Source organism: Streptomyces sp. NBC_00076, assembly GCF_045041235.1.
In the GTDB taxonomy this organism is placed as follows: Bacteria; Actinomycetota; Actinomycetes; order Streptomycetales; family Streptomycetaceae; genus Streptomyces.
The window spans coordinates 988,018-1,009,346 of record NZ_CP108242.1 but is presented as its reverse complement, the minus strand read 5'-3'; the positions used below and the strand labels follow the sequence as shown (position 1 = coordinate 1,009,346).

Annotated in this window: 15 protein-coding genes; 8 read left to right on the top strand and 7 right to left on the bottom strand. The window is 70.3% G+C overall.

The annotated features are described in order from the left end of the window. Nucleotides 1–11: 11 nt before the first annotated feature. The 4 genes from OHA64_RS04725 to OHA64_RS04710 all read right to left on the bottom strand — a co-directional run bounded on the left by OHA64_RS04725 (nucleotide 12) and on the right by OHA64_RS04710 (nucleotide 4,991). Entirely contained in the window at nucleotides 12–1,181 is a 1,170-nt protein-coding gene (locus tag OHA64_RS04725) for an FAD-dependent oxidoreductase (RefSeq protein WP_405608257.1), read from the bottom strand. Nucleotides 1,182–1,318: 137 nt separating this feature from the next. After that, nucleotides 1,319–2,011 (bottom strand): hypothetical protein, encoded by a 693-nt coding sequence (locus OHA64_RS04720; RefSeq protein WP_405608254.1) that lies wholly within the window; start codon nucleotides 2,009–2,011, stop codon nucleotides 1,319–1,321. 184 nt (nucleotides 2,012–2,195) lie between these two features. After that, the gene (locus OHA64_RS04715) at nucleotides 2,196–3,602 is read right to left on the bottom strand and encodes a cytochrome P450 (RefSeq protein WP_405608251.1); all 1,407 of its coding nucleotides are present in this window, start codon (nucleotides 3,600–3,602) and stop codon (nucleotides 2,196–2,198) included. A 267-nt stretch (nucleotides 3,603–3,869) separates the two neighbouring features. Then, the gene (locus OHA64_RS04710; RefSeq protein ID WP_405608248.1) at nucleotides 3,870–4,991 is read right to left on the bottom strand and encodes an arabinogalactan endo-beta-1,4-galactanase; all 1,122 of its coding nucleotides are present in this window, start codon (nucleotides 4,989–4,991) and stop codon (nucleotides 3,870–3,872) included. A 254-nt stretch (nucleotides 4,992–5,245) separates the two neighbouring features. Between OHA64_RS04710 and OHA64_RS04705 the strand changes: the two genes are divergently transcribed. From OHA64_RS04705 to OHA64_RS04690, 4 genes are all read left to right on the top strand, one after another. Then, nucleotides 5,246–6,004: an IclR family transcriptional regulator gene (locus OHA64_RS04705; RefSeq protein ID WP_405608245.1), complete on the top strand. Its 759-nt coding sequence runs from the start codon at nucleotides 5,246–5,248 to the stop codon at nucleotides 6,002–6,004. 98 nt (nucleotides 6,005–6,102) lie between these two features. After that, entirely contained in the window at nucleotides 6,103–7,275 is a 1,173-nt protein-coding gene (locus OHA64_RS04700) for a PP2C family protein-serine/threonine phosphatase (RefSeq protein WP_405608242.1), read from the top strand. A gap of 48 nt (nucleotides 7,276–7,323) precedes the next feature. Then, entirely contained in the window at nucleotides 7,324–8,103 is a 780-nt protein-coding gene (locus tag OHA64_RS04695) for a hypothetical protein (RefSeq protein ID WP_405608239.1), read from the top strand. After that, nucleotides 8,100–9,455, top strand: a complete 1,356-nt coding sequence (locus OHA64_RS04690; RefSeq protein ID WP_405608236.1) for an alpha/beta hydrolase — start codon at nucleotides 8,100–8,102, stop codon at nucleotides 9,453–9,455. The genes OHA64_RS04695 and OHA64_RS04690 overlap by 4 nt, the downstream gene beginning before the upstream one ends. Before the next feature lie 55 nt (nucleotides 9,456–9,510). On the opposite strand, the gene OHA64_RS04685 is transcribed toward OHA64_RS04690, so the two are convergent. From OHA64_RS04685 to OHA64_RS04675, 3 genes are all read right to left on the bottom strand, one after another. Beyond that, nucleotides 9,511–11,007: a family 43 glycosylhydrolase gene (locus OHA64_RS04685; protein WP_405608233.1), complete on the bottom strand. Its 1,497-nt coding sequence runs from the start codon at nucleotides 11,005–11,007 to the stop codon at nucleotides 9,511–9,513. Nucleotides 11,008–11,022: 15 nt separating this feature from the next. Continuing rightward, nucleotides 11,023–14,313, bottom strand: coding sequence for a discoidin domain-containing protein (locus tag OHA64_RS04680; RefSeq protein WP_405608230.1), 3,291 nt, complete (start codon nucleotides 14,311–14,313; stop codon nucleotides 11,023–11,025). A 160-nt stretch (nucleotides 14,314–14,473) separates the two neighbouring features. Continuing rightward, nucleotides 14,474–15,502: a LacI family DNA-binding transcriptional regulator gene (locus OHA64_RS04675; protein ID WP_405608227.1), complete on the bottom strand. Its 1,029-nt coding sequence runs from the start codon at nucleotides 15,500–15,502 to the stop codon at nucleotides 14,474–14,476. Between the two features lie 316 nt (nucleotides 15,503–15,818). On the opposite strand from OHA64_RS04675, the gene OHA64_RS04670 reads away from it, so the two are divergent. The 4 genes from OHA64_RS04670 (at nucleotide 15,819) to OHA64_RS04655 (ending at nucleotide 21,328) form a co-directional block, all read left to right on the top strand. Beyond that, nucleotides 15,819–17,129 (top strand): ABC transporter substrate-binding protein, encoded by a 1,311-nt coding sequence (locus tag OHA64_RS04670; RefSeq protein ID WP_405608224.1) that lies wholly within the window; start codon nucleotides 15,819–15,821, stop codon nucleotides 17,127–17,129. A gap of 206 nt (nucleotides 17,130–17,335) precedes the next feature. Then, nucleotides 17,336–18,298 carry a carbohydrate ABC transporter permease gene (locus OHA64_RS04665; protein ID WP_405608221.1) on the top strand — a complete coding sequence of 321 codons (963 nt, stop codon included), beginning with the start codon at nucleotides 17,336–17,338 and terminating at the stop codon, nucleotides 18,296–18,298. A gap of 56 nt (nucleotides 18,299–18,354) precedes the next feature. Then, complete coding sequence (locus tag OHA64_RS04660; RefSeq protein WP_405623865.1) at nucleotides 18,355–19,176, top strand: carbohydrate ABC transporter permease; 822 nt, start codon at nucleotides 18,355–18,357, stop codon at nucleotides 19,174–19,176. Between the two features lie 73 nt (nucleotides 19,177–19,249). Beyond that, nucleotides 19,250–21,328: a beta-L-arabinofuranosidase domain-containing protein gene (locus OHA64_RS04655; RefSeq protein ID WP_405608218.1), complete on the top strand. Its 2,079-nt coding sequence runs from the start codon at nucleotides 19,250–19,252 to the stop codon at nucleotides 21,326–21,328. Nucleotide 21,329 lies beyond the last annotated feature (1 nt).

Genomic DNA, 21,329 nt, shown 5'->3' with positions numbered 1-21,329 from the left:
CGCCCCGCCGGCTACCCCTCGTACACCGGCCGCACGGTCATGATGTCGGAGTCCCAATCCAGGAGCCGGGCCAGGTCGTCGTACCCGGGCCGGGACGGGGGCGCTCCACCGACGGGGCGGGTGTGCGTGCCGCGGGAGATGTTTCCGCTGACGGTGGTGTTGTGCTCGGTGCGCGGGCGGCGCAGTGACTCGTAGCAGGAGAGGGCGGTCTCGGCGTCGGGGGCGTCGCGCAGGGACTTCGCGAGGACGACGGCGTCCTCCAGCGCCATGGACGCGCCCTGCCCGGTCGCGGGGGAGGCCGCGTGGGCCGCGTCGCCGATCAGCAGCGTGCGGGCGGTGCGCCAGGGGGCGCCCGGGGGCAGCTCCGTGGCGTTGGTGACCATGATGTCGTCGGGGGTGGCCGCCACGACGTCCGCGGCGACGGGGGCGTCCTGGCGCAGCAACGGCACGAGCAGGTCGCGCCAACCGGCGGCGGTGCCCCGGGTGATCTCGTCCAGGGGCAGGGGATCGCCGGGGACGCGCGCGAACCAGTAGCTCTCCCCTTCGGGTGACACCGCGCAGCCGAAGCCGCCCGGGCCGCCTCGCACCATGGTGATGCAGGCGTCCGGGCCGGGCAGCGGAACCGCACCGGTGTAGCCGTAGAAGACGCGTTGGCCCGCGTGACACGGCCGGGTGGCGGGCGCGATCGACCGGCGCACTGTGGAGTGGAGACCGTCGGCGCCGACCAGAACGTCGCCGGTCGCGGTGCTGCCGTCGGCGAAGTGGGCGGTGACGCCGTCCGGGCCGTCCTCGACGGAGGTGAGCCTGGCGCCGTGGCGGATGTCGACGCCGCGGCGGCCGGCTTCAGTCTGCAGGGCCGTGTTGAGTTCGCCGCGCCGCAGGCACCGGTAGCGCAGCAGGGGGTCGGCGGCCTCGCCGAGCGGAACGTGCGCCACCTCCGCGCCCGCGCCGTCGAGAACGCGCATCGAGGTCAGCGGAAAGCCGACCGCGGTGACGGCGTCGGAGGCGTCGAGCTGTGCCAGGGCTCGCATGCCGTTGCTCGCGAGGGTGAGGAAAGCGCCGATGTCCTCGGCCGAGTCGGGGTGCGCCTCGTACACGACGACGTCGATACCGGCCTTGCGCAGGGCCACAGCCGTCGCCGCACCCGCGATTCCGCCGCCGATGACGAGTACGCGCGCCACATCACACCCCGTTCGTTCGCGGTCCGGCCCCCGTGGCCGCATCTCCATGCGGGGAACGTCCGGGCGGCGGTGACGGTTCCGGCGGAACAGGCGTGCGACGGCTGGACGGTCGAACGCCGGACGGCATACGACGGGCCTCAGTCGCGGGTCCGCGGCAGTCCGGGGCGCGAGGCGCGCAGCGACGGATCCTCATCGAGGCACCGCCGGAGATGGGGCAGCATGCCGTGCTCCAGCAGCGCCTGCCGCCAGTCCAGCCACGTCCGCTCCCGCCGGGCCCCGTGCGCGGAACCGGTACGTCCGCGCACGGCCGTGCCCATCAGTGCCGCGAGCGTGACGAGCGTGCTCAGGGCCGCCACGAGAGCGAGAATCCAGCCGGCGGTGGTGAGGGAACCCGGCAAAGTCCCATGTACGTCGGCCAGTTGAAGCAGGTGGCCGAGCACGAGCAGGGTCACGGCCGACGTGGCGGCCATGAGGGGCGTGAGAACGGCCGGCGCCGGCAGTGGCCCGGCTTCGGCACCCCGACGTGGACCGCTGCCTTCGGCGCGTCGATGGGGATCGGATTCCGCAGCGTGCCGATCTGCCCCGGCCGTCTCGGCCTCCGTCGCCGGCGGGTCCAGGTCGAGGCAAGCGAGATACGTGCGGTACTCGGCCTGTGCCGGGGCGGCTATCTCCTCGGCGTCCGCGAGCGCGCGGACCCGCAGGCGACGAGCGGCCAGGCCGGCCGGATCGGCGCGCAGCGCGCTGCGGATGTCGGGGGTGTTCAGTGCCAGGTGCAGCACCGCCTCGAAGTCCGCGCGGTGCTCGGGGCGGAGGCCGGACGGCTCGCTCACATGGTCTCCTCATGGGTGGGGGTGCCGACGGTGGTGGACGCGGCGGGCCGGGCCGGCTGACAGGAGCGGACCCGCAGGGCCCGTAGCGTCAGACGCCGAGGTCCGCGACGCTCCCGGCCGGCCCGGACGCACAGCCCTGGCCGTCCGCGCGGAACGTCCACTCGACGCCGGTTCCGCGACGGCGTCACCGTCCTCGGACCAGCCCCGCCAGATAGCGCCACAGCGACGAACGCGGCCGTTCGGCGCCGTCGACGGTCGGCGGATGACCGGGCCGGGGAGGAACGGCGGCCAGTCCGGCAGCCTCCGCGGCCGGAGGGACGGGCGTGTCGGCGAGCGTGTAGCGGACCGGGAGTGAGCGCAGGCCGCGCATGAAGGGGGAGGACCGCCAGGGCAGTTGGTCGACCGGCAGGGACAACTCCAGCCCGGACAGCCGCTCGAGCAGTCGGCTCACGCCGATCGACGCCGTGGTGGTCGCCAGTTCCCTGGCCGGGCACTGGCGGGGCCCGGCGCCCCAGGCCAGATGGGCCCGGGTGCTGATCGTCTGGGCGGGGCACACGTTGTCCGAGAACGCCGGGTCGGCGTGTGCGGCGCCGACGGACACCCACACCGGATCGCCCGCGGCGATGGTGTAGTCGCCCAGCTGTGTGTCGGTCAGCGGGAACCGCGGCACGAAGTTGACCAGCGGGGGCTTCTGCATCACCACCCGGTTCATGGTCTCCCTGATCATTCCCGCCGAAAGACTGGCGCGCGCCGGGCTGTTCCCGCCGATCACCTCGACGACCGCGTTGGAGATCAGGATGCCGACGTGGTCCGAGGTCATGCCGAGCAGCATCATCAGTTCGCGGGACAACTCCTCGACCCCGAGGCCGGGGTGGGCGGCGAGCAGATAGGAGGGGAAGTCGTCGCCCGGCTCCTTCATCTTGTGGGCCCCCAGCTCGGCCAAAGCGGCCAGCAGCCGCTCCAGCGCGGGCCCGGCATCCGGCCCGGCGTCCAGCACCCGCCACATGTCCATCAGCGCGTCGTCGTGCTGCGAGCCGGGGAAGCCGAGCAGATGACTGGCGACCATGAGAGGCAAGGGCCGTGAGAACTGGGCGGAGAGATCCGCCCAGCCGCTGCGGCCTCCCTGGGAGAGCAAGGTGATGAGCTCGTCCGCGTCGCGGGCGATCTTCGCCCTGAGTTGCCGGGCCTGGGGCTGCCGGGGGTCCTGGAACGGCCTGAGCGCGGCGTCCCAGGCGCCGCGCAGGCTCGGGTAGTCCGCACCGCCCTGGATGAGGATGTGGTTGACGTCGAGCGACGGGGCAAGGGGCCAGTCCTCGGGCAGCCGGCCCTCCTCCCGCGCCCGCCAGTTCTCCAGGCCCTTCGGCCAGGCACTGTCGTTCTGCAGAACCTCCAGCGCCTCCTTGTAGCCCAGCACCAACCAGACGGGCACCCCCAGCAGGTCCACCGGTGCGACCGGGCCGTGCGTCCGGCGCAGCCGCTCGTAGACGAGCTCCGGGCGGCTTTCGTAGTCCCGGGTCATGAGCGGCTCCAGGCTCATCGACTCCAGCGGCTCGTGACGGGCTGCCGACCCCTTGCTCAGTTGGGACCCCATGGCTTCCTTCCCTCTGTCAAGCGCTGCTCCTGTCACGGAACGCTGTGAACATGACGATCTGACAGAGTAAAGATGATCGACCACGGCGCGCCCACAGCGGGGGCGGATCTTGTGACAGTGGTGCTGTCACACGCGCGGTACGACGTGGTGTCGAGGTCCCAGCGAGGGCGTGAACGCCGCGACAGGCGGTGTTCGTTGACCGGTGGCCGGACCACGGCCGGAGCGGCACCACCCGAAGGCGGTGCCGCTCATCGCCGAACTTCGTTGCTACGGAGCCCACTTGATGTTCGGGTTCACCTGGCCGGTCCAGTTGAAGATGGCCATGTTGTCCCAGCCGTTGCCGCTGTTGGAGATGTCGGCCGGATCCCATCCGTTACCGGTGACCGCGTACCAGGTCGGCTCCCAGTAGAAGACGCCGATCGCGCCGGCGTTGCGAGCCGTGTTCTGCACGGCGGTGAAGTTGTCGGCCTGGCCCTGCCAGCTGAGCGGGTAGCCCGAGCAGCCGGAGGTGATCGAGTTGGCGGTGCCGTCCGCGTTCGCCGCGGTGAACGGGTAGGCCGTCTCGGCGATCACCACGTCCTTGCCGTACCTGGACTTCATGTCGGACACGACACTGCCCATGTTGGCCAGCGTGCCGTGCCACGGGCAGTAGTAGGACAGCCCGGTGATGTCCCAGCTGACGCCCTTCGCCTTGATGCCGTCGTAGAACCAGCGCGCGTGCGCGTCGCTGTCCGAGTTGGCGGTGTGAATGATCACCTTGGTGCCGCTGTTGCACGCCTTGGTCGCGTTGTACCCCGACTTCAGCAGCAGGCTGAGGTTGGTGAAGTCGTTGTTGACCACCTTGCCGTCGTTCCACAGCATGCCGACGTTGATCTCGTTGCCGATCTGCACGCTGTCCGGGGTGGTGCCCTGGGACTTGAGGCTGTTGCAGACGTCGTACGTGTAGTTGTAGACGTCCGTCTGGAGCTGGTTGATGCCGTGGCTCGCCCAGGCCGCCGGCTTGTACTGCTTGCCCGGGTCCGCCCAGGTGTCCGAGTAGTGGAAGTCGACCAGCAGTTTGAGCCCCTTGGCCTTGACCTGCTTCGCGTACGCCAGCACCTTGGCCTTGTTGTTGTAGCCACTGGCGGGGTTGTTCCACACCCGAAGGCGGACGTAGTTCACGCCTAGGCCCTTGAGGATGTCGAGCGGGTCCTTGGCGGTGCCGCTCGCGTCGTAGTACTTGGCGCCGAGGTCCAGGGCTCGTTGCGCGGTCGAGACGTCGGCGCCGAGCATGCTGAGCGAGTTCGCGGCGGAGGCGCTCGTGGGCGTGGTGAGCAGGGTCGCGGGCAGGGCGAGGGCCGCTATGAGCAGCGCGGCCTTCGTCGTGCGGCCTGAGCCGTTCACGGTCATCCCGACTCCTTTGATCGAGACGTGGCGACGTCGAGGCCGCAGGCCCTGACATGCGCATGGTGGCAAATCTGTGATCGTTCACAGTAGGAGAGGCCGCCACCCCTGTAAATATGCGTGCCATCGGTATTTGGTGCAGTTGAGATGTGGTGCACTCGCTCGATCACATTGTGTACGTGCACAGATCTTCCCCATGCTTCCTGGCTTCCCGAAGGGAGCGCCTTGCTTGCGCGGTGCGGCTGGCGCACGCTGAGTCCATGGGTGTGTACGACGGCCCAACGCTGATCACGTCCGTCCAGCGGGCCTTCCGGCTGCTGGAGGCCGTGAGCGCGCACGAGAACGGCGCGCCGGCCAAACAGCTGGCGCGGGAGACCGGCCTGCCCCTGGCCACCGCCTATCACCTGCTGCGGACGCTGGTCCACGACGGCTATGTGCGCAAGCTCGCCGACGGCGGGTTCGTCCTCGGGGACAAGGTGCAGACCCTGCACACCACGAGCCGGGGCCAGGCGCTGCTCAGCCGGGTGCGTCCCACGCTCGCCGCGCTGCGGGACGAGATCGCGGCCGCCGCCTATCTCACCTTCTACGAGGACGGCGAGATCCGGGTCGCGGAGATCGTCGACGGTCCCCGCACACCCCGCGTCGACCTCTGGGTGGGGTTCGAGGACGCGGGACACGCCACCGCGCTGGGCAAGGCGGTGCTGCGAGAGCTCGACGAGGAGGCCCGCAAGGACTACCTCTCCCGGCACCACCTCGCCGACCTCACCCCGCAGACCATCACCAGCCTGCCGGAGCTGCTGCGCCGACTCGACTCCTCGCCGGTGGCCCCGGCCGTCACGGACCTGGAGGAGTACGCCCTCGGTACGGTCTGCGTCGCCGTGCCCGTGTACAGCGGGGACGTTCTCGGCTCGCTCGGCGTCTCGCTGCCGGCCGGCCGCCTCTCCCGGTTGCGGGAGGTCCAGGAGCGTCTGCTCCCGACCGCGACGCGTGTGACCAGGAGCCTCTCGCTCACTATCTGAAAACCCGCTTCTTGTGACAATTGGGCTATATCCGTTTCCTGGAGGAAGTAGACATTTCAGGAACGTGCCCCGTCACAGGTGAGGACAGCGGACAACACATGAGCCAGGCCCGAGACCACGGTGGCGCCCACCGGCCGACACGGCCGTTCAGAGACCGGGCGGCCCGACCCGGGGCCCAGCCCCGCAGGCGGGCGGCCGCTCAGCTGGCCGCCGGGACACCCGTACTGCCCGTGCTGATCGTTTCCGTCGTCGTGCTCGTCGACCAGCTTGGCGGAGCGGGGATGATCTGGCTGCCGCTGCTCGCGGCCGGGCCCGCGCTGGCCGCGACCACCAACGGGCCCCGGGGTGTCCTCTGCGTCGGCGCCCTCGCCGCGGTGCTCGGCGCGACGCTGGGACGCTGGGACAGCGTTCCGGTACGTGAACTGGCGGCCGTCTTGTCCGCCCTGGTCGCCGTTACTCTGGCGAGCGCCCTGGCCAGTGCGCTGCGTGGGCGCCGGGAACAGGTGCTCGCCGCCGTCCGCTCGGTCGCGGAGACCGCCCAGCACGCGCTGCTCAAGCCCGTACCGGCGTCCGTCGGCCCGTTCCAGGCGGCCGTCCGCTACAGCGCCGCGGCGGCCGAGGCCCGCATCGGCGGGGATCTCTACGCCCTGATACCCACCCCGTACGGGGTCCGGCTGATCGTGGGCGATGTGCGCGGCAAGGGGCTGCCGGCCGTGGGGACCGCCGCGCTGGTTCTCGGTGTCTTCCGGGAGGCCGCCCATGAGGAGCCCGACCTCCTCGCCGTCGTCGACAGGATCGAACGGAGCCTGGCGCGCAACCTCGGCGGCGACGACTTCGTCACCGCCGTGGTCGCCGGATACCCGAGGGCAGGGCAGCTGGAGGTGGTGAACTGCGGCCACGCGCCTCCACTGCTGGTGCGCGAGTCCGGACACGTCGTGGCCGTGGAGCCCCCGCGTCCGGCCCCGCCCCTGGGACTGCGCGCCCTCACGGGCCAGGGCCCCGCCCTTCAGGTGCTGCCGTTCGCCGACGGGGACCAACTGCTGCTGTACACCGACGGGGTCACCGAGGCCCGCGACCGGGGCCGTGCGTTCTACCCGCTCCTCGAAGGGCTGGCGCGCCACGTGTCCGACGAGCCGGAGCGCACCCTCGGCGCACTCCATGACGAACTGCTGGCCCATGTGGGCGGTCGACTGCACGACGACGCGGCACTGCTGCTGATCCGCAAGCCGGCCGTTCCCGAAGCGGCGGCACCCCAACCGACGTCTGTATGACGCCTGTTGGCCGTGGTGCCCAGGGGGCGCGTGTTGCAGACTTGCCCCATGACTCGCATGAGGAGGGCCGCCGCGATGCTGGCGGCCACGGCAGCCGTGCTGCTCGCCATACCCCCCACCGCCTCTGCCACCCCCGTCCCGCACGGAACACTCGTACGGGAGAACTTCGACCACCTTCCCCTCGGCCCGGTCACCGAGGGTCGCGGCTGGACCACCGACACCTCCGACGGTTCGCTGACCGTCGCACCCGCCACCACCGGCCACGGCCGTGAACTGCGGCTGCGCACGGAAGGCAACGGACGCGCCTTCCTCGTCCTGTCCGACCTCGCCCCCGCCGGCAACAGCTTCTGGGCCCGCCTCCGGGTGCGTGTGGACCAGTTCCCCACCGCCCCCGACTGGGCGCACTGGACCATCGCGGAGGCCTCCGGCTCCGACGCCCCCACACTGGTGCGCCCGTTGGGCGGCCAGTACGTACCCACCGAGCAGGCGAACTTCAGGGGCGTCGGGTCGGACCTGGGCCCCACCGGGGACTGGACCGCCTGGAAGACCTCCGCTCCCGCGACCGCCGGGACCTGGAGCTGCGTCGAGTTCCATCTCGACGCGACCGACAACCGAGTCACCGTCTACCTGGACGGCGAGGAGCAGTCCGACCTGACGGTCTCCACGAAGAACCACGGCGGCACGGCGGACGACTTCGTCTTCCCGCGCTTCGACGAGCTCAAGCTGGGATGGCAGCTCTACCAGGCCGATCCCACTCCCTCCTCGTACGACGTCCGCATGGACGACGTGGCGCTGAGCACCCGGCGTGTGGGCGGGTGTGCCTCATGACGAGAGCGCTGTCGCGCAGATCGGTGCTGGGCGGGATGGCCGGTGGCCTGGCCCTGACGTCCGGGGTGGCCGGCCCGGCCACCGCGGCCGGGCGGGTCCGGGAGCCGTACCTCCCGCTGACCGTGGGCGCCGGGGGCGGTCCGGCCGGGACGGACCAGGTGCATGTGCTCAAGGTCGGCCCCGACACGGCGCACACGGTCCTGGTGCTGGTCCCCGGCATGTTCGGGGCCGCGAACGACTTCCGGCTGCTCGCCCGTGACCTCGTCCGGGCCGTGCCCGGAGTGCAGGTGTGGGCGTACGACCGACGCGAGGAGAACCTGGCCGACCGCACCGGCTTCACCACCGCCGACCCGGCCGCGTACTACCTGGACGGCCACTACCGCTCCCAGGACCCCGCCACCTCCGCCTTCGCCGCAGGCTGGGGCCTGGCCCGGACCCTTCAGGACCTGCGCACGGTCGTCCGGGCCGCCGCACTCGGCGGTCGGCGCCGGGTGGTGCTCGGCGGCCACTCCTGGGGTGCCACCACCGCGATGGCCTACGCCGCCTGGGATTTCGACGGCCGCCCCGGACACCGGGATCTCGCGGCCCTCGTGCTCGTCGACGGCGGGGTGCGCGGAGCGTTCGACGGGACGGGGCAGCCCGTCCACAACTCACCGGGGGAGGTACGGGAACGGCTGGCGGCCATCGACGGCGGAGCCGTCTTCGACATGACCCTCAGCGCCGTCGGGCTGGGCTCCCGCGCGGAGAGTACCCAGATCTGGTACCAACTCGGCGGCTGGTACGCACACCGCGATCCGCGGGGCCGCTCGGTCCTGCAACCCCGGATGCCGGACGCCCTGCGCCCGCCGGTCCCCGTCACCAACGCCGCACTGCTGGGCACCCTGGTGGACGCCGGGTTCGGCTGGCCGAACGACATCAGCGTGCACTCGGGGCACCTCGCCGACAGCGGTGACGTACGCGGCTGGACCGACACCGGCATCACACCGATCAGCCGGGTCGCGACGGCGTACGCGGGCGGCCCCGAGCCGGCCGTCTGGGAGTGGTACTGGCCGGCCCGGCTGTCGGTGGACCTCGACGTCGTCGATGCCTACGCCGACACCGACCTGGCCCGCTCACTCGGTCTGCGCCTGCTCCACACCACCGACCTGGCCACCCCGCTCTACGCCTTCCAGACGAGCTACGCCAAGGGAACGATCGTGTCGGCGGCGCGGGAGGTCGCCGCCAACTCCCGTGTCCCGTACGGGAGGTACGAGACGGACAACGGCATGAACCACCTGGACCCGCTGTTCGCCGCTCCGTCGCACAACACCCTGACCCGCACCCTCGCACCGTTCCTCGCCGGACTGAGGTAGGACACCGCGCATCAGCGGGGCACCACAGGGATGCCCCGCTGATGAGGCGGGCCGGCTACTCCCCGGACGGGGCCGTCAGCGGGACGCCCAGAGCCACCGGCGTACCGAAGTTCGGAGTGCCGTCGGCGTTCCAGGTGAACTTCTGCGCCCTGGTGGAACGGTTCATGTCACAGCCGCCGCTCGCCGAGTTGTTGGCGTGGTAGACCATCCAGTCCTCTGTCCCGTCGGGCGACTTGAAGAAGCCGTTGTGGCCGGGCCCGTACACACCGTTGGCGTTGGACCGCTGGAAGACGGGGTTCGGGGACTTGACCCAGGAGGAGGAGCTGAGCGGGTCGCCGCCGTTGTACGTCAACATCCCCAGCTTGTAGTCGGGCGTGGAACAGTGGCTGGCGGAGTAGACGATGAAGGTCTTGCCGCCCCGCTGCAGGACCTCGGCACCCTCGTTGACCGCGCCGCCCACGGTCTCCCAGTTGTAGGTGGGAGCCGACAGCACGCGGCGGGTGCCACTCGCCGTCCATGGGTTGGACAGCGGCCTGATGAACATCGGCTGCGAGCCGTTGTAGAAGGTGCCCAGCAGATAGAGCTTGCCGCCCAGCTGGAGGATGCCCGGGTCCAGCTCCCAGGTGTTGTCCTGGGTCGGGTCGAGCAGGTCGGCCTTGAAGGTGTAGGGCCCCATCGGGTCCAGGCCGGCGCTCTCCAGCACATGGATCCGCTGGGTGCCCAGGTCGTACGGTTCCCGCCCGGCCGTGTAGTAGAAGTACCAGCGCTTCCCGTTGGGGCCGTCGAGCAGGTGGAACTCCGGGGCCCACATCGTGCCCGCCCCGTTGGGCCGGCTCAGGTTGAAGATCACCTGTTCGTCGGCCGTGGCCAGCCCGGCGAGGGTGCCGGACTTGCGCATGGTGACCGTCGAGTTCCAGGTCGTGGTGGCGAGGTAGTAGTACCCGTCGTAGTACGTGAGCCAGGGATCGGGCCCGCGCTGGGCGATCGGGTTGGTGAACGTCCCCGGGCTCGTGCCGCCCCCGGTGAAGCCGGGCAGCCGCCACACCCTGCCGTTCGCGGCGGCGCACGGCAGTTGCACCAGGCCGGTGTTCGAGCCCGACGAGCCGCCGCTCGGCGTGACGCACTTGCCCGAGCTCACGGAGACCAGGTTGAAGGTCTTGTCGGCGCCGGCGACCGACACCGGGACGAGCCGCCACCGCTGGTTCGTTCCGCTGTGGCAGGGCCACTGGATGATCGTGGCGTTGTCCGCCGTGGACGCGCCGGAGACATCGACGCACTGGCCGGACTGCGTGGTGACCGTGTACGTGTCGGTGGTCCCCGCGACCGGGAAGAAGCCCAGGTTCTGACTCGCGCCGGAGCCGCACGTGAAGGCGCGCAGCTGGGTCCCGTTGGTCGATGAACTGCCAGGCAGGTCGAGGCAGTTGCCGCCGTTCTGGTTCACTCCCGTGGTCGTGAACGTGACAGCGGCGGACGCTGACGGCGGCGCCACCAGGAAGGCGACCACCATGGTCAGAACGGCGGTGAGCACCGCCAGACATCTGGACCGGTTCACTGGCTGCACATCCCTTCAGGGCCCGTAGACCTTCGCTTCGAGGAGACCGACGGAGCTGGAGCCGTTGCCGGTGAGCAGCACCCGTAGTCGGGTGGTGTTCGTGGCGGTGAAGGTGACGGTGTTGTACTGGTTCTTGGCCAGCGGGTAGCCGCCGGCGCCGGGCACGTCGACGTAGGCGCTGCCGTTCCAGTACTGCAGCTTCCAGGCGGAGGGCATGTCGATGCCCTGGTCGTCGTCGAAGAAGTACACCTCGGCCTTGTTGAGGTTCCTGGCCGACGGCCAGGTCAGCTCGGCCCACTGCTCGCCGGTCTCGGGCCAGGTGCCCCAGCGCGGGTTCACGGTGTCGTTGGACGAGGGCGGGTCGATGCCGTCGTTGACCGCGGTGACGCTCTCCCAGGAGGAGGTGTACGACGCCGACGCCGTCGCCGAGGTCGCCTGGTTGGCCGGTGGCTGGACGCCGCCCCGGTTGAACACCTTGACCTCGGTGAGCCCCGTCTTGGCGCCGGAGGCGTTGGTGGCCAGCACCCGGACGCGCTGGGCGCTGATCGCCGGGAACCGGACGAGGTTGTAGTTGGCGCGCGGCGCCGCCGGGCTCTTGGTCTGGCTCGGCGCGTTCACCCACGAACTGCCGTCGTGGTACTGGATGGTGTACGCGGACGGCGCCCGGTAGGTCGTACTGGCGGGGCGGCTGTCCTTGAAGTACAGGCGCACCTCGTCGAGCGTGCGGGCGGTGCCGAAGTTCAGCTCGTACCAGTCCTGGCTGTTGGGGGAGGATCCGGCGCCCCAGAACGGCTCGTTGGTGGGGTAACCGTCGACCGCGCCGGAAACGCCGCTGCCGGAACCGGTGTAGGAGGCGGACGCGGTCGCTCCGGAGGCGAGGTTGGTCAGGTCGGCGGTCAGGTCGACGCCCGCCTTGGCGAGCGTGTCGACCATCCGGGGGCTGTTCTGCACCACCTGGTTGGGGGCCTTCAGCCCCGCGACGGCCGTGTGGTGGGTGACCGTGCCGCTGGTGCTGACGTCTCCGGTGGCCGGGTCCCAGGTGAAGGGGACCAGCGAGTCGACCGTGGCGGCCCGGCTTCCGTTGACGTAGATCGAGTACCCCTCGGGAACGCCCGGGTAGCGCACCACGCCGTCGGCCGGGTCGTCCCAGACGACGGTCAGATCGGCGTTGCGGTAGCGGAGGTTGTTGACGGTGAAGTGGTCCCAGCCGATGTCGATGGGGGAGAGCTCGACCTTGGCGTCGTTGCGGGGCCGCAGGCCGGCGACGTCCTCGATGACGGTCCAGTTGCTGCTGCCGAGGATGTTGTGGTGGATCCAGGACCGGTAGTCGATGCCGGTGCCGTTCCAGTCGGCCCAGAACTCGTTGGCGTCGGGCCACTGGGTGTTGCCGCCGACGTACTGCGCCCACGCGTTCCAGTAGAGCAGCTTCTTGTAGTCGGTCGCCTTCATCCAGGAGTTGGGATAGTTGCGCAGCACCGAGGAGTACAGCCGGAACTGCACCGTGGAGTTGATGGTGGAGAAGTTGTTGGAGCCCGGGTTGCCGGCGTCGGCAGCCGCCTTCTTGTCGACCTGGTTGGCGGTGTAGAAGGGGAAGACGGGGTACTGGGCGGGGTCGTCGAACAGGCGCAGGGCCTGCTTGTAGGTGGCGGTGTCTGGGACGGCCCCGACCGAGAACGGGTAGTAGTTGTTGATCTCCTTCCAGGGCACCCACTCGTTGGTCGACTTCAGCCGGTGCTCGAACAGCTGCCTGTTCGGGTTCCACAGCACGTTGACGATGGCGTCCTTGATCTGGTTCGCGAGCGTGCGCATCTCGGTGGCCTTGGCCGTGTTGCCGGTCGCCTCGTAGGCCTGCGCGGCGGCGAGCGCGCCGCTGTACTGGTAGGCGGACTCGGCGCGGTCCATGTTGCCGGGCTTCCAGTGGAAGGAGACGGCGTCGGCATCGTTTCCGGTCAGGGCGCCCCAGTCGTACTCGATGAGCTTGTTGTTGTCGTGGTCGTAGTGGGCGAGTTGGCCCTTGACGTCGCCCTCGGCATAGCGGGCCAGGTTTCCGGCGATCGCGGGCTGGCCGCCGTGGATCTGATAGCTCTTCCAGGCCGCCTCGGCGATGTACTGGGTGTAGCTGTTGGACCAGTTCTCAGGGTCACCGGGGTTGTCGAGGAAGCGGCCGCCCTTGGAGGTCTGGCCGGCGCTGAGCCAGTCGCCGTAGGCGTAGGCCGGGTTGCGCAGGTACTTGAGGTCGTCGATGTGCATGGGCTGAGTGAGCGCGATCGCGTTGTTGTAGCCGAGGACGCCCTCGGTCGAGGTCGGGAACTGGAAGGTCTGCCCGGGGATGTCGGCGTCGAGGTTGTTGAAGCGCATCAGCCACCAGCGGTAGTAGATGCTCTTCTTGATCGCGGGCTCGGGTACGTCGATGTAGGGCACGTTCTGCGCCCACCACAGGTTGTAGGCCCTGACGTGGGTGGCGAACGCGGTGGCGTTGGTGTAGCCCGCGTAGGCGTTGTACTCAGTGAGCGACTCGGGGATCTCGTCGGTGACGAAGCCCATCACCACCTTGGCGGTCACCGTCGCTCCGGCGGGGATCGTCACGGAGCGGTTCAGTCCGCCGCTCGAGACGGCGAAACCGTCGCCGGTCAGCCGTGGACGGATGGTGGTGAGGTTGTTGTAGGCGTTCACCTGCCCGGTCAGCTCACCACCGGTGCCCGTAGTGGCGTACGGCGAGGTCGCCCGCAGTTGCAGGGTGGTCGAGCTGCTGCCGTTGTTCTTGATCGACAGGTTGGTCACCGCGACGTTGTTGTCGGTGATGAACTTGGTCTGGTCGACGGTGACCGAGCCGCTGGTGTGCACGCTCTTCCAGTGGCTGGGCGTCTGCCGTCGCTGGGAGACCTGCTCGGTGAAGGTGCCCGGGGTGATCGCGACGGTGTAGGCGTTGTTGTCGTTGATGCTCTCCCAGTAGGCGACCTTGCCGCCGAAGCCGAGCCGGGAGGGGTCGTGCTCCTTCATGAAGACCGCGCGCCCTCGGCTCATCAGCCAGGGGCCGGCCGGGTCGTTGCCCTGACGGGCCAGGAGACGGTCCATCCAGAAGTCGGTTCCCGAACTCTCCGCGTCGTAGATGGTCCGCATCATGTCGCCGGACGTGTAGCCGACGGGCGGGGCCGGGATCGCCGGGCCGGTGAAGGTGGGGAACCCGATGGTCTGGGCGGCGGTGGCCGGGGTCGCGGTGACGACGGAACAGACGCTGAGCACCAGGGCGACGAGGAGACACCTCGTGCGTCGGCGCCGTGACAGTAGGACGTGCGATCTTCTCATCGGATGCTCCCTGTCCTGTTGACAAGCGCTTGCTCACGATGACGCCGACGTTCATGGTCCGCAGAGCACGGAAACGGACCTAAAAGGTTTTCGCAACGTAGGAGCGAGCTGACGGAGTGTCAAGAGGGGTGTGAGGGAGCGACGTTGTCCAGGCGACTGTTCAGGACAGGGCCGCCGTGGACCCGCGGATCACCACACGGCAGGGGAGGGTATCCGTCCCCGGTCGCCGGGCCCCGCCGATCGCGCTGAACAGGGCGTGCGCGGCCGCCCGCCCGACCTGTTCGAGGTTCATGTCGACGCTGGTCAGGGGCGGCCGGGAGGAGGAGGTCAGGACCTGCCAGTTGTCGAATCCCATGACCGCGACGTCCTCCGGCACCCGGTGTCCGCGCTCGCGCAGCACGTCCATGACACCGCGGGCGATCTGGTCGCTGCCGCACAGCACGGCGTCCACGTCCGGATGCCGGTCGAGCAGCATCGCGGTGGCCGCCCGCCCCCAGCCCTCCGACCACGCCCCGAACCGCGGTTCGCCGACCAGGGCGAGGCCGGCCTCGGCGAGCGCGGCCCGGGCGCCCGCGGCCCGGTCCTGCGCGGCCAGGTATCCGGGATCACCGGTGATGTGGGCGATCCGGGTCCGGCCGCAGGCGAGCAGGTGGTCCACCGCGATCCGGCCCGCGCCCACGTTGTCCGGGACGATGGACAGGTCCTCCGGGTCCTGTGACGGGGCGTAGGCGTAGACGACGGGCACGGGCAGCTCCCGGCCCAGCGAGCGCCGGGGATCGGTCCGGCTGCCCACCACGATGAGGCCGTCGACCCGGCGCCCGAGCAGCGCGCGCACATGGTGCTGTTCGCGGATCGCGTCACCGCGGGCGTCGCAGAGGAACACCGCGACCTCGCCCGCCCCGAAGGCGTCCTCGGCGCCCATCAGTATGGGAATGCTGAACCGGCCCTCCAGGTCGCTGGTGAGCAGACCGACGGTGCCCGTGCGCCCGGCCAGCAGGCCGCGGGCCACCTGGTTGGGCCGGAACGACAGCCGCTCGGCCGCCTCGATCACCCGCGCTCTGGTCTCCGCGCGCACCTGGCTGCGGCCGTTGAGGGCCTTGGACGCCGTGGCGACGGACACGCCCGCCAGCCGGGCGACCTCGACGAGCGTGGCGGGCTGTGGACGGGCCGGGCCGGTGGCCTGTGACATGGGCGTTCTCCTGTCTCGCACGGCCTGCCGACGCCGTCGAGGGCGGCACGCCATGGGTGAAACAGTACGCGAAAGACTTTCGGTCAGGGTGTCCGAACAGGTTTCGGTGATCCGTCTAAAGCCGTTCTCTGCAAGGGGATTGACGGGTACGGGGGAGGGTTCTAGCGTCACAGAAAGCCTTTTCGGTCTTTTCCGCCACCCAGTTCCGTCACCCAGTTCCGTCGCCCATTTCAGTCGCTCTGTTCAGTGCCACCACATCCATCGTCCCGACCGGCAGGCCCCTGCACGGCCCGCCGCAACACAAGGGGGATCGACCATGGGGAGCACGGTCGGGCCACGTGGGCAGCTGCGCCGCTTCGTCACCGGGGCCGTCGCGCTGCTCGCCGCCGCGAGTCTGGTCACGGCCTGCGGGTCGGGGGAGGACGGTTCGGGTGGGGGAGGCGGTGGGCCGGCCGACGCGAAGGGGGTCGACGACGGCGCCACGCTCACGATGTGGACACGAGCGGCGACCCGCCCGCAGAGCGAGGCACTTGTCAAGGCGTACAACGCGAGCCACAAGAACAAGGTCGACCTGACCGTCGTACCGACCGACGACTACCAGGCCAAGGTCGGTGCCGCCGCCGGATCCAAGGACCTGCCCGACCTGTTCGCCTCCGACGTGGTGTTCGTTCCGAACTACACCTCCAGCGGGCTCTTCGCCGACCTCACCGACCGCGTCGACGCCCTGCCCTTCGCCAAGGATCTGGCGCAGTCGCACATCAAGGCCGGCACGTACGAGGGCAAGAAGTACGTCGTCCCGCACACCCTCGACCTGTCGGTGCTCTTCTACAACAAGGAGCTCTACCGGCGGGCGAAACTCGATCCCGAGAAGCCGCCCACCACGCTGGCCGAGTGGGACAGCCAGGCGCGTGCGGTGGACGCGCTGGGCGGCGTCGACGGCACCTTCTTCGGCGGGAACTGCGGCGGCTGCGGCGTGTTCACCTGGTGGCCCTCCATCTGGGCCGCGGGCGAGGACGTCCTGAACGAGGAGGGAACCGAGGCGCAGCTCGCCTCCGCCACCGCGAAGAAGGTCTACGACACCTATCGCGGGTGGGTGAAGGACGACATCGTCGCCCCCGGCGCGCGGGACGAGACCGGCGTCACCTGGACCGGCGTCTTCCCGAAGGGAAAGGTCGGCGTCATGCCCATGCCGTCGACCACCCTTGGGCTGATGCCCAAGGACCTCGACCTCGGGGTCGCGCCCATCCCCGGGCCCGACGGCGGCAAGTCCACCTTCGTCGGCGGCGACGCCATCGGCATCTCCGCCACCAGCAAGTCCACCGACCAGGCCTGGAACTTCCTCGCCTGGTCCCTGGGCGACAAGGCGCAGGTCGACGTGGTCGCCGCGCACAAGGACGTGGTGGCCCGCACCGACCTCGCGTCCAACAAGTACTCCAAGGCGGATCCGCGGCTGGTGACCATCAACCAACTGGTGGCGGACGGCCGCACCCCGTACGCGATGAAGTTCGGCCAGACCTTCAACGACCCCAACGGCCCCTGGCTGGCCCTGATGCGCGACGCCGTCTTCGGCGACGGGAACTCCGTCGACAAGGACAACGAGGCGGTCTCCGCGTCACTGGCGGACTGAGCGGCATCCGGCCGACCGGCGCGTATCCGTCGCTCCTGCCCGCTCCGTCCGACTGGCACGCACCCCTCGCCCCTGCCCGCTCCGGGCGACGGGCCTCACCTCGATCGCACAGCACCCTCCCTGTCGCGCAGCACCCCACCCCGTACCCGGCGCTGCCCTCGCACGTCCCACGGCACACGTCACACGTCACACGGCAAAGGAGAGCCATGCAGGTGAAGGTGGCCGACCCCGCGGCGACCGAGCACCGGAGCCGACTGGAACGCCGGGTCCGTCCGCCCCACGCGGCGCCGCCCCGGTGGCGGTCCCGCAAGGCCAAGGGGCTCGCCTACGCGGCCCCCACAGCCGTGTTCGTCACCGTCTTCTTCCTGCTCCCCCTGTTGCTCGTCGGGAAGATGTCGCTCAGCGAGTGGCCGCTGCTGGCCGGCGACCGGGGCGTCAACGCCCCCGAGAACTACACCGACGTCACCGACAGCACCCTGTTCTGGCCCGCCGTCCGCTTCACGCTTCTCTACACGGCGATCGTCACGGTCGTCCTGCTCGGCCTGGCGCTCCTGCTCGCCCTGCTCGTGCAGGAATCCCGCCCCGGCGCGGGCTTCTTCCGCACGGTCTACTTCCTGCCCGGCGCCCTCGGACTCGCCTCCGCCTCGCTGCTGTTCTGGGGCCTGTACAGCCCCACCACCGGGCCGCTCAGCAGTGCCCTGGAAAAGCTCGGCCTCGTCGACGACCCGGTGTCCTTCCTCGGCACTCCGACGGCCGCTCTGCTGTCGACGGTCTTCCTCGTCGTCTGGAAGTTCGCCGGCTTCTACATGCTGATCCTGCTGGTGGGCATGCAGCGCATCCCGCACGAGGTGTACGAGGCGGCCCGGATGGACGGTGCGAGCCGCGGCCAGATCTTCCGCTCCATCACCTTGCCTTTGCTGCGCCCGTCCATCGCCCTGAGCCTGCTGCTGTGCGTGACCGGATCCCTGCTCGCCTTCGACCAGTTCTTCATCCTCACCAAGGGCGGACCCGACAACAGCACCGTCACCATCGTCCAGTTGATCTACCGAGAGGCCTTCCAACGGCTGAACCTCGGCACCGCCGCGGCGCTGTCGATCCTCGTGCTGGCCGTGCTGCTCGTGCTCAACGCCCTTCAATTCCGCGGCCTGCGTCGCGCCGACGAGTCATGACACCCCACGCCACGAGGACCCGTCATGACACCCACGCCACGAGAAGGGACACCACGGTGCTCACCCGCGCCCTCGGCCGGACGCCCCACTACGTCGTCGCCGGAGGTCTGGCCGTCATCTTCCTGTTCCCGCTGCTGTGGAACGCCTGGTCCTCGGTCAGTGGACAGCCCGGCACCGCGCAGGAATCCGGCTACGGCCTCGGCAACTACCGGACGCTGCTCGACTACGACGCCGGACTGTGGCGGTACCTCCTCAACAGCACCGTCGTCTCGACGCTGACCGTAGCCCTCACCCTCGGGGTGTCGCTGCTGGGCGGCTATGCCTTCGCCCGCTTCGACTTCCCGGGCAAGAACCTGCTGTTCCTGCTCACGCTGGCCATCCTCATGGTTCCGTACGCCACGCTCCTCATCCCGCTCTACGTGCTGCTCGGCAGGCTCCATCTGCAGAACTCGCTGATCGGGCTGAGCCTGGTGCTGGCCATGTTCCAACTGCCGTTCGCCACCTTCATGATGCGGATCTCCTTCGAGGCGGTCCCGCGCGAACTGGAGGAGTCGGCGCTCGTCGACGGCTGCGGCACGGCCGGGGCGCTGCGCCGGATCCTCCTGCCTGCGGTGCGGCCGGGACTGATCACCGTCGGGCTGTTCGCCTTCCTCGCGGCATGGAACGACTTCATCGCCCCGCTGATCCTCATCTCCGACAGCGAGAAGGCACCCCTGCCGCTGGCCGTCGCCAATCTGCGGCAACAGAGCATGGGCGCCGTCGACTACGGCGCCACCGAGGCGGGCGTGGTGGTCCTGGCCGTGCCCTGCCTGCTGCTCTTCCTGCTGCTGCAACGGCACTACATACGGGGCTTCATGTCCGGCGCGCTCAAGGGATGAGAGACAACCGGCCGACGCACACGCCGAACGGCCCCACACCGCCGACCGAAGGGACAACCGAAGGCATGAACTGGTGAGGGAGAACACGACGCGGTCCTCCGTACTGCCGGTGGCCCCGACCCGCGGCCGGCTGCGACCACTCGGCCTCGACGAGGTCAGGATCACCGGGGGCTTCTGGGCCGAGCGCCGGCACACCAACGCGACCGCGACGATCGGCCACTGCCGCGACTGGATGGAACGCGTCGGCTGGACCGGCAACTTCCGGGCCGCCGCCGAGGGCCGGATCCACCGGGACCGGCGCGGACGGGAGTTCGCCGACTCCGAGCTCTACAAACTCCTCGAAGCGATGGCCTGGCAGTCCGGCACCGGCACCGCCCTCGACTCCGACATCGCCACACTCACCGAGGTCATCGCACCCGCCCAGGAGGCGGACGGCTACCTGAACACCGCCTACGGCCGCCCCGGCCAGCAGGCCCGGTACAGCGACCTCGAATGGGGCCACGAACTGTACTGCCAAGGGCATCTGATCCAGGCGGGCGTGGCCCAGACGCGGGCCCGGGGCGAGGGCGAGCTGGCGAAGATCGCCCGGCGGGCCGCCGACCATGTCTGCACCACCTTCGGACGGGGCGGCATCGGAGGCGTCTGCGGGCACCCGGAGATCGAGACGGCCCTGGTCGAACTGGCCCGCACGACAGGGGAGCAGCGCTACCTCGACCAGGCAGCGCTGTTCCTCGACCGCCGCGGCCACCGCACGCTCGCCGACATCGAGTTCGGCCGCGCCTACTACCAGGACGACATGCCGCTGCGCGAGGCCACGGTGCTGCGCGGGCACGCCGTCCGCGCCCTCTACCTCGCGGCCGGTGCCGTGGACGTGGCCGTGGAGACCGGCGACGACGCCCTGCTCGCCGCGGTCGTACGGCAGTGGGAGGCCACGGTCGCCCGGCGGACCTATCTCACCGGCGGCATGGGCTCCCACCACCGGGACGAGGCCTTCGGCGACGACTTCGTGCTGCCGCCCGACCGCGCCTACTCGGAGACCTGCGCCGGTGTCGCCTCCGTCATGCTCAGCTGGCGGCTGCTGCTGGCCACCGGCGACCCGCGCTTCGCCGACCTCGCCGAGCGGACCCTGTTCAACGTGGTCGCGACCTCGCGGTCGGCGGACGGCCGGGCCTTCTTCTACGCCAACACCCTGCACCGGCGCCTGCGCGGCGCCGTGCCCGCCGCGCAGGTCCCGAGCCGGCGTGCCGAGTCGAGTCTGCGCGCGCCCTGGTTCGCGGTGTCCTGCTGCCCGACCAATGTGGCCCGGACCCTGGCCCAGCTGCCCGCGTATCTGGCGACGGCCGACGACCACGGCGTGCAGGTGCACCAGTACGCCGACGCGGAGATCGCCACCTCCCTGGCGGGCGGGCACGGCGTCGCCCTCCGGATCCGAACCGACTACCCGTCCGGCGGCACGGTGACCGTGCGGATCGGCCGGTCCACGGACCGCCCGTGGACCCTGTCGTTGCGCGTGCCCGACTGGACGGCGGGCGACACCGCGTGGCTGGTCGACCCGGACGGGCGGCGCCGCGCGGTCGCCCCCGGCACCGCCGGGACCACCCGGGTCTTCCGGCCCGGCGACGAGGTACGCCTCGAACTCCCCGTACGGCCGCGGTGGATCCACGCCGACCCGAGGGTCGACGCGGTACGCGGAACGGTGGCCGTGCAGCGCGGTCCGCTGGTGTACTGCGCCGAGTCCGTCGACCTGCCGGACGGGCACGAGGTCGACGCCGTCCGGGTGGACCCCTCCGCCGAGCCTGAGGACGGGCCGGACGGCGCGGGTGCCACCGTCGTCGTACCCGGTGAACTGGCCGTACCCGGTGAACCGCAGGACGCCGCATGGCCGTACCGGCCGCTCGACCGAGCCCCTGCTCCCGCCGTCGAGCCCGGCGCCATCGGCCTGGGCCCCTACCACTCCTGGGCCAACCGCGGGCCCACGACGATGCGTGTCTGGCTGCCGACCACAGAGCCACGACCGAAGCCCACCGGACCACAGCCGACAGCCACACCACAGCCGAAGGCCACACCACAGCCGAAGGCCACACCACAGCCGACGGCCACCGAACAACAGACGAAGGCCACCCGAACGCACCCGAAGGGCACCGGGAGGTAAC